This is a genomic window from Pseudomonas sp. MDT2-39-1 (assembly GCF_054898085.1).
On record NZ_CM142716.1, the window covers coordinates 5,716,251 to 5,729,130 of the forward strand.

General features: G+C 59.8%; 11 protein-coding genes and 1 pseudogene. 3 read left to right on the top strand and 9 right to left on the bottom strand.

All coding sequences use genetic code 11. From position 1 onward, the window contains the following. Positions 1-124 precede the first annotated feature (124 nt). Positions 125-1,585, bottom strand: coding sequence for a M15 family metallopeptidase (locus tag ACYZTM_RS26495; RefSeq protein WP_461985482.1), 1,461 nt, complete (start codon positions 1,583-1,585; stop codon positions 125-127). A 168-nt stretch (positions 1,586-1,753) separates the two neighbouring features. Then, positions 1,754-2,197, bottom strand: a pseudogene (locus tag ACYZTM_RS26500) (NAD(P)/FAD-dependent oxidoreductase); the annotation flags it as partial. 218 nt (positions 2,198-2,415) lie between these two features. On the opposite strand from ACYZTM_RS26500, the gene ACYZTM_RS26505 reads away from it, so the two are divergent. Continuing rightward, complete coding sequence (locus ACYZTM_RS26505) at positions 2,416-2,751, top strand: hypothetical protein (RefSeq protein WP_461985484.1); 336 nt, start codon at positions 2,416-2,418, stop codon at positions 2,749-2,751. A gap of 145 nt (positions 2,752-2,896) precedes the next feature. Here ACYZTM_RS26505 and ACYZTM_RS26510 read toward each other — a convergent pair whose 3' ends face one another. From ACYZTM_RS26510 to glcD, 4 genes are read right to left on the bottom strand one after another with little or no spacing between them, the layout of a single operon-like run. Next, a complete protein-coding gene (locus tag ACYZTM_RS26510; protein WP_131063445.1) occupies positions 2,897-3,298 on the bottom strand; it encodes a heme-binding protein in 402 nt (133 codons plus the stop codon). Further along, on the bottom strand, positions 3,295-4,536 hold the full coding sequence (gene glcF / locus ACYZTM_RS26515; RefSeq protein ID WP_461985486.1) for a glycolate oxidase subunit GlcF: 1,242 nt from the start codon (positions 4,534-4,536) through the stop codon (positions 3,295-3,297). The genes ACYZTM_RS26510 and glcF overlap by 4 nt, the downstream gene beginning before the upstream one ends. A 3-nt stretch (positions 4,537-4,539) precedes the next feature. Beyond that, a complete protein-coding gene (gene glcE / locus ACYZTM_RS26520; RefSeq protein WP_461985488.1) occupies positions 4,540-5,604 on the bottom strand; it encodes a glycolate oxidase subunit GlcE in 1,065 nt (354 codons plus the stop codon). Further along, positions 5,604-7,103 (bottom strand): glycolate oxidase subunit GlcD, encoded by a 1,500-nt coding sequence (glcD, locus tag ACYZTM_RS26525; RefSeq protein WP_461985490.1) that lies wholly within the window; start codon positions 7,101-7,103, stop codon positions 5,604-5,606. Before glcD ends, glcE begins: the two co-directional genes overlap by 1 nt. Before the next feature lie 234 nt (positions 7,104-7,337). Here glcD and glcC point away from each other — a divergent pair, with 234 nt between their 5' ends. Further along, positions 7,338-8,105 (top strand): transcriptional regulator GlcC, encoded by a 768-nt coding sequence (gene glcC / locus ACYZTM_RS26530; RefSeq protein ID WP_461985492.1) that lies wholly within the window; start codon positions 7,338-7,340, stop codon positions 8,103-8,105. 106 nt (positions 8,106-8,211) lie between these two features. Next, complete coding sequence (locus ACYZTM_RS26535; protein ID WP_461985494.1) at positions 8,212-8,847, top strand: hypothetical protein; 636 nt, start codon at positions 8,212-8,214, stop codon at positions 8,845-8,847. Positions 8,848-9,560: 713 nt separating this feature from the next. Here ACYZTM_RS26535 and ACYZTM_RS26540 read toward each other — a convergent pair. The 3 genes from ACYZTM_RS26540 to ACYZTM_RS26550 all read right to left on the bottom strand — a co-directional run bounded on the left by ACYZTM_RS26540 (position 9,561) and on the right by ACYZTM_RS26550 (position 12,776). After that, complete coding sequence (locus ACYZTM_RS26540; RefSeq protein ID WP_131063406.1) at positions 9,561-10,106, bottom strand: hypothetical protein; 546 nt, start codon at positions 10,104-10,106, stop codon at positions 9,561-9,563. Between the two features lie 181 nt (positions 10,107-10,287). Beyond that, positions 10,288-10,992 carry an NlpC/P60 family protein gene (locus ACYZTM_RS26545; protein WP_461985496.1) on the bottom strand — a complete coding sequence of 235 codons (705 nt, stop codon included), beginning with the start codon at positions 10,990-10,992 and terminating at the stop codon, positions 10,288-10,290. A gap of 23 nt (positions 10,993-11,015) precedes the next feature. Next, entirely contained in the window at positions 11,016-12,776 is a 1,761-nt protein-coding gene (locus tag ACYZTM_RS26550; RefSeq protein ID WP_461985498.1) for a caspase family protein, read from the bottom strand. Positions 12,777-12,880 lie beyond the last annotated feature (104 nt).

The window sequence follows — 12,880 nt, forward strand, 5'->3', positions numbered from 1 at the left end:
ACGTTCGTGTAGCCGCTGCTTTGTGGCGAGGGGATAAATCCCCTCGCCACAGGGCGGCTGCTACGGGGGCTCCGTGATTATCCCGCCGGAACGTTGTTATTCAGCACTCGATTCACCTGTTCCATTACCGCTGCGGCAACTTCCAGCGCTCACGCAATCGCTCATATTGCCCCTCAGGCATCTGCACCAATACCGGAGACTCACGAGGATCCAGCCACTCGAACAACCGCGAAATATCCCCCTGATCCATCGCCGTACACCCCTGCGTAGACGAGGTGGGTCCCCGCCAGATATGGAAAAAGATGCACGAACCTGAACCCGGAGTCGCCGGCGTGTTGTGCTCGATAAAGATGCCTTTGCGATAAAGGTTCTCGCTGCGCATATGCTCCGAGCTGTTCCAGTCCTTGGCCATCGCCGCCCCGTCGACCAGCTTGTTGTAACGTTCGGATTTGCTGTCATCCACGCATTCTGTGGTCGATGTCAGCGAGAGATAAGGCAGTTTTGTATCGCCCGTCGTGTCGTAGCCAAACGCCGTTCCAAGCCTGAAGATCCCGGCCGGCGCCATTCCATCACCTTCACGTTTGATCGGACCTTCACCGGGCTCAACATTACCCAAACCCTTACCCCAAGCCATCCCGCTCTTGCCAACCACCACCGCAAACCCATCGCCGATTTTTCGAAAATTACCCCCGTCTCGTTCATAACGCTGGGCAGTGCCCTGGGTGTCATCCCAGTTTTTTGTAGTGACCACAATCAGCTGGTGACTGCTGTCCAGCACTTCGCTGGCACTCAGCGGCGTGATGGGGAAATCCATCACGCTTTTCGGCGCTCCCTCGCCACTAAAAGTGAAGTGCCACCACTCTTTCGAGTACCCGGCAAATCCCTCTTTTTCCATGGCGCTGCTGAGTCGCTGGCGGTTTTCTTTGGCGGTCGCGTTGATCGTCGGGTTGGCGGTATGGGCGCGCTCATCGAAGCAATCAAACCCGGTGCCCATATCGAGTGCGCCGTCGTGCCAGCGCTGGGCATAAGGCGCTGTGCAATCGACTTGCGCGGCCGAGGGTGTCCAAGTGTCGGCGGGCAGTGCTTTGGGACCGGTCAGCGTCAGGTCCACGGTTGAACCTCTGGAGTGATTCGACACCCGCGCCACATACCCCAGCCGCCAGAAGTCCTGTTTATCCACGCGCGGATAGAACTCGGCCTTGCGCGGGTCTCCCGGCTCAGTCGCGAAGCGGCCCATATCAGCCACAGCCCGGCTGGGTCGATAGCAGTCGAACACCTTCAAGCCGTAGCCTTGTGATTGAAGCGCCTGTTGTACTCGGGCGAGGGCCTTGGCGGTGTCCAGCGACAGCAGACACTCGGAAGCGGCGTAACCGTCGAGTGAGTGTCCGGTGAAGTTGTGGGCGCTGGCGTAGCGAATGTCTTGCTCGATGGTCGGATCAATCGTACGCAGGTAGACCATGTGTTCAGGCCTTGGCTCGGCCCAGGCCATGCCTGGAACGATGAGGCTCAGCAACAGCAGTGACCGCAACCACGGGCGGGCGAGCAGGCGGGAAAATTGAACCGGGAATGCTAGCGAGGAGGGCATACGAACCTTCAGGTTTAAGCGCATGAAGTTATTGTCCGGAGAACACTTCAAACGGATCTTAAACCATGACCGCCAGTGTCTGGCTGATTCATATCTGGGAGCAGGCATTACGACCGAAAGCCAAAGACGCCCGCGATGCTGTCGCGGGCGCCACGTTCAAGCCAAGTCTCAGGCTACGGGAATCATCGTGTCCGCCGCTGCCAGGGCGGTGGCACGATCAGCGGCCGGCGGGTAGATCCACTGGGTATTGATCTGCGTCTTGAGCTCCTTGGCCTCGTCCTTCACCAGTTTGAGCTGGCGATCCCAGCCTTCGGTGAACACCGCGCCCCAGGCACCCAGGTCGAGGCAGGTCACGTGCTTCGGCTGACGGTAAGGGGTCGGCTCGACACCCAGCAAATCCGCAGCAACGTTATTCCCGGCGTGGCGGCCCAGGGAGATCGCATGCTGACAGCACATTGCGGCGAAGTTGCCAAGGTCGTCGGTCGCGGCATAGGCGACGTCGCCGGCGGCGTAGACATGCTGCTGACCCAAGACCTTCAGGTTCTCATCGACGTGCAAACGCCCTTGGGGATCGCGATCGCTGGTCAACTGTTCGGTCAGTGGGCTGGCGCGGCGGGCACCGCGATTCTGGGAATGGCGGTGCTGGGCGACGCCACGACGGCGCTGAGAATCGGCTGGCCGGTGTGATCGGACTCAGGCTGGTCTCGGGAAGTTGAGGCTGGTGGCGGGCGGCATCCGATAAATCCATAAGGTGCAAAAGAGGCATTTTGCTGGCCCCGGAGCCTAGATGTTGTCGCCAAAATCACTTCACTTTCAGGTGGTTAGGCGGAATGCAATTGCGAAGTGTATTTGTCACGATGATCTCGTTCGCCCTGGCCAGCGTTGCAGTCTCTGCCCAGGCCAGGGAATTGGCGTCCAATGATCGGTATATGTGCAGCTGGGGGGCGGGGACGGCGGCGAGAGCCCAGGAACTCAAGCTGGCCGGGGTCTCCCTTTATGCCGCTCGTCAGAAGTTACAGGCTTACAAATTCAGCAAGGCGTGGATGCGCATGCTGGCGATGGGCATCACCGAGCAGACCTACGACAGCAAGTCGCGGTTCAAGCCGGCGGATGTGCGTGAGAGTTTTTATGAGGAGTGCGTGCGGTACAAGTTGGCGCGTAAGTGAAAAAAAGAGGCCTGATGCCAAGCTAAGGCAATAATTGGACTTGTAGGAGCCAGGCTTGCCGGCGAAAGCGATCTTGAGTACGCCTTCGCCGGCAAGCCTGGCTCCTACGAAAAGCAATTTATACGCCCGGCATGCTGCGCCACGTTCACTTCAGACACTGCGCCCCAGCCTTGGCCACTTGCGCATCCTGCTCGGCTTTCACACCAGACACACCCACCGCGCCGATCACCTGCCCATCGACAATAATCGGCACGCCACCCTCAAGTGAGGTCAGCAACGGCGCTGACAAAAACGCGTGGCGGCCACCGTTGACCATTTCTTCATAACCTTTCGACTCACGCCGACCCAGGGCAGAGGTGCGGGCCTTTTCGGTGGCGATGTAGGCGCCGATCGGGGCGCAACCATCGAGGCGTTCCAGGGCCAGAGGATGGCCCCCGTCGTCGACAATCACGATGGTCACGGCCCATTGATTGTTCTGTGCCTCGCTGCGTGCGGCACTGAGAATCTGGCTGACTTCGGTCTGGCTCAGTACGGCTTTGCTTTTCATGGGGATACTCCAGGGCTCGATGAGGGCAACGCGGCTTCGACCAGTTCAATCCAGTGCCGGACAGGGGTTCGGCCCGCTCCGTCGAGGTGGGACTGACAGCCGATATTGGCCGTGACAATGACGTCGGGATGACCGCTTTCCAGCGCATTGAGTTTGTTGTCGCGCAGTTGTCGGGACAGCTCTGGTTGGGTCAACGAATAGGTGCCGGCCGAGCCGCAACACAGATGACCGTCGGGAACGAACGTGAGGTTGAAACCCAGCGTTGTCAGCAACGCTTCAACCGCACCGCCGAGTTTTTGTGCGTGCTGCAAGGTGCAGGGGCAATGGAAGGCCAGGCGTTGGTCGCTGTGGATGCCGAGCTTTTCCAGCGGCTCGTCGCGCAGCACTTCAACCAGATCCCTGGCCAGCGCACTGACCTTCCTGGCCTTCTCGGCATACGCCGGGTCGGTGCTGAGCAGGTGGCCGTAGTCTTTGATAAAGGCGCCGCAACCGCTGGCGGTTTGCACGATGGCTTCGGCCCCTTGTTCAATGCCCGGCCACCACGCATCGATGTTGTGGCGGGCGCGATCAAGGCCGGCCGCCTGCGCGTCCAGGTGATAATCGACGGCGCCGCAACAGCCGGCCTCGCGTGTCGGTGTGACGCTGATGCCCAGTCGATCGAGGACGCGCGCGGTGGCCGCATTGGTATTGGGCGACAGACTCGGCTGCACGCAACCTTCGAGCATCAGCACCTGCCGCGCGTGGCGGGTGGTCGGGCGCTGCCTGGCCGGATACACGTGGCGCGGCAACTTGGCTTGCAGCGTATTCGGCAACAACGCACGGAACACCTGACCGCTGCTGACCAGCGCCTTGAACAGCACCGGATTGGGCACGACGCTGCGCAAGCCTTCGCGCAACAAGCGCTGGTCGAGTGAGCGCGGCACGGCCGCATCGACCACCGCGCGGCCGATGTCGAGCAAGTTGTGATAGTCGACGCCCGAGGGGCAGGTGGTTTCGCAATTACGGCAAGAGAGGCAGCGATCCAGGTGCTGCTGGGTCTTTTGGGTAACCTCGTTGCCTTCCAGCACTTGTTTGATCAGGTAGATGCGCCCACGCGGCCCGTCCAGTTCATCACCGAGCAATTGATAGGTCGGACAAGTGGCATTGCAGAAACCGCAATGCACGCACGTGCGCAGGATGCTTTCGGCTTCTTCGGCGCGGGGCAGTTGGCGGGCCTGTTCGCTCAGGTTGGTCTGCATGGGTCAAAGCTCCGCGTACAGGCGACCGGGGTTGAAGATGCCCCGTGGATCGAGTTGGTCCTTCAAGTTGCGGTGGTAGCGCATCAGTGCCGCGGGCAGCGGTTGGAACGGACTGTCGATCAGACCGTGGCTGTAGCAGGTCACATGCCCGCCGACCTCATCGACGACCTTGCGAATGAACGCTGCCTGCGCGTCGGATTTGAGCCAGCGCTGGGCGCCGCCCCAGTCGATCATTTGCAGGCCGGGGAGGGAAAGCCGGGGCGTGTTGTGCGGGACGGACAGGCGCCAAAGCGGCTGGTCTTCATCAAAGAAACTCAAGCGATGTTCGTTGAGATCCGCCCAATATGAACCCTCCAGCAGCTCGCCACCCAAGCGGTCATGCGCTGCCTTCACCGAGCCTTCGCCACCTTCAAGCCGCAAGTGAAGGCGCTGACCGTCGTGGCTCGCGGCGCTGATCGGCAGCGGTTGCTGCCCCCATTCCGCGAGGCGCAGCAAGGCGCGATCGCTGTCCATTTCCAGGCTGATGCTTAACGCTTGCCGAGGTTTGGGCAGGACCTTGAGCGAGACTTCAGTGATCACCCCCAATGAGCCGTAACTGCCGGCCATCAAGCGCGACAGGTCGTAGCCGGCGACATTTTTCATGACTTCGCCGCCGAAGCGCAAATGCTTGCCGTGGCCGGTGATGACCCGTGTCCCGAGGACGAAGTCCCTGACCGATCCTGACCACGGGCGCCGTGGTCCCGATAATCCGCTGGCGATCATTCCGCCCACGGTCGCGCCGTCACCGAAGGAGGGCGGTTCACACGGCAGCATCTGCTGCGACGCGTCCAATACCTCCGCCAGTTCTGCCAACGGCGTGCCGCAGCGTGCGGTAATCACCAGTTCGGTCGGGTCGTAGCTGACGATGCCGCGGTGGCTGCGCGTATCGAGTACTTCACCCGCCACGATGCGGCCCAGGAATGCTTTGCTGTTGGAGCCCTGGATGCGCAGCGGAATGGCGTTTTGCAGGGCCAGGTTGACCTGTTCCAGCAGGCTGGCACTGTCATCGATATCGTGTTCGCTGCGCATCAGAAACGCTCCAGTTCAGGGAAGGGCAACTGACCCATGTGAACGTGCATCGCGCCGAACTCGGCGCAGCGGTGCAAGGTTGGAATGTTCTTGCCCGGATTGAGCAGGCCGCCCGGATCGAACGCGGCTTTGACGGCATGAAACAGGGTCAGCTCATCACTGTTGAACTGCGCACACATCTGATTGATTTTCTCGCGGCCGACGCCGTGTTCCCCGGTGATGCTGCCGCCGACTTTCACGCACAACTCCAGAATCTTGCCGCCCAGGGCTTCGGCGCGATCGAGTTCGCCGGGTTGGTTGGCATCGAACAGAATCAGCGGATGCATGTTGCCGTCACCGGCGTGGAAAACATTGGCCACGCGCAGGTCATACTCGGCCGACAGTGCAGCAATCGCGTGCAACACACCGGGCAGTTCGCGGCGCGGGATCGTCCCGTCCATGCAGTAATAATCCGGCGAGAGGCGGCCCACCGCCGGGAACGCATTCTTGCGCCCGGCCCAGAAGCGCACGCGTTCGGCCTCATCGCGGGCCTGGCGGACTTCGGTGGCGCCGGCCTGTTCCAGCACCTGGCGTACGCGGTCGCAGTCATCGTGAACATCGGCTTCAACGCCATCGAGTTCGCACAGCAGAATGGCTTCGGCGTCGACCGGATACCCCGCGTGGATAAAGTCTTCGGCGGCGCGAATGGCCAGGTTGTCCATCATCTCCAGGCCGCCGGGAATGATGCCGGCGGCAATGATGTCGCCCACCGCGCGACCTGCCTTTTCAACGGAATCGAACGCCGCCAGCAGCACCTTGGCCGTCTGCGGTTTGGGCAGCAGTTTGACCGTGACTTCGGTGATCACCCCCAGCATACCTTCGGAACCGGTGAACAACGCCAGCAGATCAAACCCCGGTGAGTCGAGCGCTTCGGAACCCAGGGTCAGGTGTTCGCCATCGACGGTGAGGATGTCGACCTTGAGCAGGTTGTGCACCGTCAGACCGTATTTCAGGCAATGCACGCCTCCGGCGTTTTCGGCCACGTTGCCGCCGATGGAACAGGCGATCTGCGAGGAGGGGTCCGGCGCGTAGTACAAACCGAACGGCGCGGCAGCCTGGGAAATCGCCAGATTGCGCACGCCCGGCTGAACCCGCGCCGTGCGCGCGGCGGGGTCGATGTGCAGGATGTTATTGAAGCGCGCCATCACCAGCAGCACGCCTTTCTCGAGCGGCAATGCACCGCCGGACAAACCGGTGCCGGCACCGCGAGCGACCACCGGGACGCGAAACTCGTGGCAGAGTTTAAGCACGCCCTGGACTTCGTCGATATGGCGCGGCAGCACCACCAGCATGGGCGTGGTGCGGTAAGCGGAAAGCCCGTCGCATTCGTACGGTTTGAGTTCTTCCTGCTGATCCAGGACTTCCAGGTCTGGCAAGCGAGCGTGCAGTGCTTGCAGCAGGGCCGCTCTGTCGACATCAGGCAGCACGCCGTCGACGCGTTCATCGTAGAGGATGTTCATAGGCGGTTGACGACCCTCAGTTGTTTTTATTAGAGGTCTGTTTCCGGTGACAGCTGACTTGCATCATTGGCCTGACGCGTCCTACTGTCCATGTGTTGTTTGACTGGTCGAACCAGTTTCTCAGGGGCTATTTCTTTATTTCTGCAAAAAATATCCGGTTAAACATGCAGTTAGGGTTGTATTCGAGCGAATAGGGTTTTGCCGGCGAGGCTGGTCATACCAGCTGGAGGTTCGATGGACAGTGCGCAAGTGACCCGTAATCCACAAGTCGCAGACGTGGTGTGTGAACGCATAGAACGCCTGATCGTGGACGGAGTCCTCAAGACCGGGCAGTTTTTGCCTTCGGAACGGCGCCTGACCGAAAAACTCGGTGTATCCCGCACGGCGCTTCGCGAGGGACTGAAGTTGTTGCGCGCCCGGGGGATTATTAACACGGAGCAGGGAAGGGGATCGTTTGTCGCGGATCTGTCGGGCCACGGTACCGCGTCGCCGCTGATGCACCTGTTCAGCTCACAACCCCGTACGCTTTACGATTTGTTCGAGGTCCGCAGCCTGCTGGAGGGCGAGTCCGCTCGCCTGGCTGCACTGCGCGGAACCGAAGCGGATTTTGTCCTCATCACCCGAAGCTATGCAGCATTGCTCGATGCCCACACGCGGCCGATGGAAGCGAGCGAACACGCCCGGCTCGATCATGCGTTTCATCTGGCGATCTGCGAGGCCTCGCACAACCCGGTGCTGGTGCAAACCTTACGCTCGCTGACGGACTTGCTGCTCAACACCGTGTTCGCCTCGGTCAACAACCTCTACCACCGCGCACCACAAAAACGTCAGATCGACCGTCAGCACGCCCGGCTCTACAACGCCGTGACCGGCCGCATGCCGGAGCAGGCGCGCAAGGCCGCCATCGCGCACATCCAGAGCATCTGCGAGAACCTCAGGGAAATCGAAAGCGAGGAGCAGCGTCTGGTTCGTGCCACGCTGCGACTGGAAGGGTGGGCGTGAGTTATACCGTTTTTAAGTGATGGCCTTTTACTATTGGTGGCAACGCTCTAGAATTCGCGCCAGCCCTCCGGATGGAGGCGCTATGCCATCATTTAAGGGAGTTGTCATGCAATTTGGGAAAATTCTAGGGTTGGCCTTGGTGCTCGGGCTAAGTGGTTGCGCCAGCTTCACCAAAGACGAAGTCGCTCCGGTCAATCTGCCGTCGATGTCCAGTTATTCGAACAAACCGAACGTCTACGTAGACTTCGATTTCTATCAAGGCGAGCCAAAAAGCGCTTCGGCCGTTGAAATGCCGCAAGCACGCGAGATGCTAAAGCCTGAGCTGCAAAAAGTACTGACCGATTCCGGCCTGTTCGGTCGCGTCACACTGGACGAGTTCCAGAAACAGCCAGGTGATTACAATCTGCGTCTGAAGGTTTACAACCATCCACCGAGCGGTGGTCAGTTGGTTATGGCATTTATCAGTGGCCTGACGTTTACCGTCATCCCGACAATGGCGACCGACCAATACACCATGAGTCTGGAGACACTGGATTCGCAAGGGCAGACGCTGACTAACGCGAGCAACCATGATGGAATCAATACCTGGATGGGCATCTGGTTCGTGCCGTTGATGGCCAACACACCGAAAGAGGCAATCAGCGATACCTTCAGCCGCCAGGTCAATGCGCTGCTCAAGCAAGTGGTCGAGAGCAAAAGCCTGAAGTACTCGGCACTCGATGCAAACGTGCCGCGGGCCTGACAAAAAACGAGAGCCGCATGAGCGGCTCTTTTTTTGGTGCGCCAGGCATGGCGCGTTGCGCGAAGCGCAACCAGCTTGGCTGTGGTGGCCACGCTGGTGACTTGGAGGTGAAAGTCCTCTACACACCCGGCAAGGGGAAGTGTTAGCCAGAGGCAAGGGTGTCGCGGGTGACTGCGAATCTGAAGGAAGCCCGAGGCAAAATGCTGGCCTGACGAACAGGAAGCGGATTAGGCGGTGCAGCGGGGTAAGGTAGCCAAAATTGCCAAAGCCCAATACTTGCACGCAACGCTGTGACGTAGATCCGACAGGCATAAGCAGGAAGGTCGCGCGAATTACCCTGGGAGATCTGTTTAGCCTGCCATGTGCTACCGGCGTCGCGAGATGACGGGATGGGCGACAGAAGTCAGCAGAGGCCGTAGTAGTCGCTCGAAACCGGAACGATGAAGGGCTGAACCTGCCATGAGTGGATAGTCGGGTGTGATCTCTGTTGGAGCGTAAAGCAGAAACTCCGCGTAGCGGGGGTCGAGACCATCGGGAGGTAGGAGCCGGAAGCTCCGAGGGCCGGTCTGGGCGCTTAGATACCGCAGGCGACACATCAACGGAACCAAGCTCGCTGACGTTGTTTGGCAGTAGGCAGGAACCGCCGTATACGGAACCGTACGTACGGTGGTGTGAGAGGACGGCGGATGTAAATCCGCCTCCTACTCGATCCCTTACTTCAGGGCCTGAATGAACTGCGGGTCGCTGTACAACGTCTTCAGCAAATCACGAACCATCGGGTTGTAGGCATTGGCGGCATTGGGGATCGCAATGGCGCCGAAAAAGCTGCTGTCCCACTGGCGGCTGACATCCTTGGTCGCGTCGTAAACCACCTCGTTGCCCTTGAGCAACGTAAAGCGCGCGGCCAGCTGGCCCGTGCCGGTGCCCATGCCTGCGGTCAGCTCATTCTTGACCACCAGCACATCCAGATGGCGCTGAGCTTGTGGGTTCAGCAGGCCCGCCCGGCCCAGCTCTTCGGTAATCGCATCCTGTATATGTTGCGTGATGCTGCCGCTCGGCGAACTGATCGGGTTGGCCCGTACGGACAGCGAACCCTGACCGGCATCTGCCTTGACCTGAGCATTGCTGATCGATTGCAGAGGCGGGGTCTGCTTGAGCTGTTGGACGTTTTCGAAGCTCGGCTCATAACGGGTCATGGTCACGCCACAACCTTGCAGCAACAGAGCGAACAGGGGGACTAACAGTAGGAATTTTTTCACGGCGTTTCCTTGCGTGAGTGTTTACGGGGGCAGGATTATCGGCTGATGGCAGATAGCTAGCAACCGGCTTTTAAACGTCGGTCAGAGAAGCGTTGCGCACTTTTCCGGCTGCCGACAAAAAAAAGGCGCCTTGTTCAAAGCGCCCGTTTTATGCGGTCTGTGATTTGATTTCGCGAACCCCTCAAGCTTCGTTCCTGGACAAATCCGTGGTTCTGTTCATAACGATTATTGCGTCGCCTCCACCCAAAGAGGTCGCCTTGCGCGGCCAGCGTGCTTTGAGAAATCGATCTTTGCCCACCCATGTCAGGCACACTTTGTCCGTTTGATTACCGCCCAAAATCCGGTACGCGTTGCTATCCTCGCCTGTATAGAACCCGACATGACCCTTACCGCTGTTTTTTGATTCACGCCAGAACACCATCACCGCCCCCAGTCGTGGCACCGTGGACTCTCCAAATTTTTCCCATTGCCGCGCACCCAGAGGATTGGAAGGAAGCACTTCTTCGGGCATCGTTGAACCCACGCAATGCGCTACAAACAGACCGCACCAAGGCACCTCGTCCCCGGCGTAGTGAAGGTCGAGGTCGTCCGCCCAATCCAGAATGGTGGGATTGTTTTTGCGGCCAAGGACTTCCCGGGTGCCGATCAAGTTCTCTGCTTCCGCCAGCCATGGCAAAAGCGGACCTGAAGGCACATGGTCAACATCAGAAAACAAGGCGGCAGAGGTCTTGGGACCGACGATGCCATCCACCTCCAGTCCAACGCTTTCCTGGAAGGCTTTCACTGCGGCGATGGTTCGACGCCCCCAGATTCCATCCACTTCAGCTGGAAAAAAGCCATCGGCGATCAGTGCCTGCTGAATACTTCTTACCGTTTCACTGCTCATATCAACCTCCGGACGATGGCGACTCAGGGAACGACTTTGCCGAGTAAACCCTTTGGCCCGACGATCGCCGGTTTCTGGTCATAACCCAGGTCGGCCAGGAGCTTGCCCGTCGCGCGAACCAGGGCATTGAACGTCGGTCTTTGTTTGGATGAGCGCAGCGTTTGGGCGAGCGCGTAGGTGAACGCTCCGTACGAAATAACGCCGTGACGGTATTCGTAAGACAGTTGGGATTCGCCGCAGGCGTACATGAGAATCGGCAGAAAGGGCCCATCGTGCTTGTAAGCGTTGCGTCGTTTGTCGTAGAGCTTATCGTCGTAACCTCGCACCGCGATGGCCTGGCCAACACGACGGATACCCTCGCGATTGCTCACGGTATTGGCGGCCTCGGCCTTCTGGGCACTATTGCGCGCCCGTTTCACCCAGTCACGCTCGACCCACATCTGCAACTGAGGTTCCCAGCGCAGCGCGCGATGGCGGATGTCATCCGGCGGCGTCAGCCCGCGAGCGCGCCGTGCGCCCTCACGCGTCATGCCGCCGGAATGGCAACAATCGAAGATCGTGATGAACTGCGTGTCATACGGAAGCTGGATGTAGAGGTCGCGAAAATCGTTGTCGACGATGGCGCGTGCCGGCGTCCAGTCGAAGTCCCACGGGCACAGGCATTCGTCGATGCGGTCGGCTTCGCCCGCGGCATTGGTATTGGGAATCTGCGCACCGTGCCCGGAATAGAAGAGCACCCGACGATCACCGGCCTGGGCGTCGTCGAGCAGCCAATGCAGGCGATCTCGAATGCCGGCAGCGGTAGCGCGGTCATCGAGGACGACGCGGATATCGTCCGGCGAAAATTTCGACTCTTGCAGCAGTGAGCTCATCAGGAAAACGTCGTTGACGCAGCCTTCGAGTCGATCCTCGATATTGGGGTAGTTGTTGATACCGATCAGCAATGCCTTGTCTCGCGAGCGGCGCACTGTCCCTGTCTTGGGGACCGCAATGCCCAGCGACTTGTCGACGGCGGCGAGCCGCTTGTCGAAACCTCTCACTCTGCCCGCCTGCAAAAGGGGTCCCCAGACATTGGTTACGGTCTCGGCATGGCCGAGGTAGTAAGTCGCGTCATGATTGAGGACGTCGCCGGGTTTATCGAACGGCGTCATGACCTGGGTAAAGTTGGTATCGCGCAGATACAGCGGCGCCGTAAAAACCTGATCGTGCTCGTTGTAGAGGTGGTACCACTTGCGCGCGTCGTCGATTCCCTCGATGCGCCCGCCAAACGTCTCGCGTACGGCGGGATTGGCGATCTGTGAGCCGAACGTGATCAGCACCCGATTGCTCATCAGCGAGGGATTCCGACGGAACGTGTCATAGGCGACCAGCGTACCCAGGCTGTGCGCGCAGACAATGTCCGGTTGCGAAGCGCTGATAACGCTGGCGAGATCCTTGCGCAGGGTGGTCCGTAGCGCTTCGTCCGCGGACCACTGGGCCACCATGCCGGCCGTCCAGCGCAGGCGGTCAGGAAACTGCCCGATGCCGCGGTTGCGCCGGAACACGTCACCCACCGAATGGATCACCGCGCTGGTCAGAAGGCGCAGCGTAGCCTCGGCGATTTCTGACGCGCCCAGGCCGCTGGAGGAAAAGCGCTCGTCGTATTGAAAATAATCCAGCTCGAGGTCCGCATTCGGCGCCACGCGCGACACCGCCGTGGTGATCGCCCGGTGCCAGGACGCCTGAAAACTCTCGTCTGCCTCTTCGTGGCCAATGCCATGTATGCACAGAATTTTAATTTTCATTTTAATTCCCTTGCAGTGACAGCGAACTTGCCGGCGGTTCAAGGCGGGTGTTTCTGCGGGGTGGGCTATTAACGCCCCGTGTGTGGAAACAAGTGCTCGTCCCT

Excerpts from the sequence above, each read along its gene's own strand:
- ACYZTM_RS26545 (WP_461985496.1), bottom strand. The coding sequence starts at position 10,992 with ATGAGCAGTGAAACGGTAAGAAGTATTCAGCAGGCACTGATCGCCGAT.
- ACYZTM_RS26510 (WP_131063445.1), bottom strand. The coding sequence starts at position 3,298 with ATGAAAAGCAAAGCCGTACTGAGCCAGACCGAAGTCAGCCAGATTCTC.
- glcF (WP_461985486.1), bottom strand. The coding sequence starts at position 4,536 with ATGCAGACCAACCTGAGCGAACAGGCCCGCCAACTGCCCCGCGCCGAA.
- ACYZTM_RS26505 (WP_461985484.1), top strand. The coding sequence starts at position 2,416 with ATGCAATTGCGAAGTGTATTTGTCACGATGATCTCGTTCGCCCTGGCC.
- ACYZTM_RS26535 (WP_461985494.1), top strand. The coding sequence starts at position 8,212 with ATGCAATTTGGGAAAATTCTAGGGTTGGCCTTGGTGCTCGGGCTAAGT.
- ACYZTM_RS26495 (WP_461985482.1), bottom strand. The coding sequence starts at position 1,585 with ATGCCCTCCTCGCTAGCATTCCCGGTTCAATTTTCCCGCCTGCTCGCC.
- ACYZTM_RS26550 (WP_461985498.1), bottom strand. The coding sequence starts at position 12,776 with ATGAAAATTAAAATTCTGTGCATACATGGCATTGGCCACGAAGAGGCA.
- glcE (WP_461985488.1), bottom strand. The coding sequence starts at position 5,604 with ATGCGCAGCGAACACGATATCGATGACAGTGCCAGCCTGCTGGAACAG.
- glcC (WP_461985492.1), top strand. The coding sequence starts at position 7,338 with ATGGACAGTGCGCAAGTGACCCGTAATCCACAAGTCGCAGACGTGGTG.
- glcD (WP_461985490.1), bottom strand. The coding sequence starts at position 7,103 with ATGAACATCCTCTACGATGAACGCGTCGACGGCGTGCTGCCTGATGTC.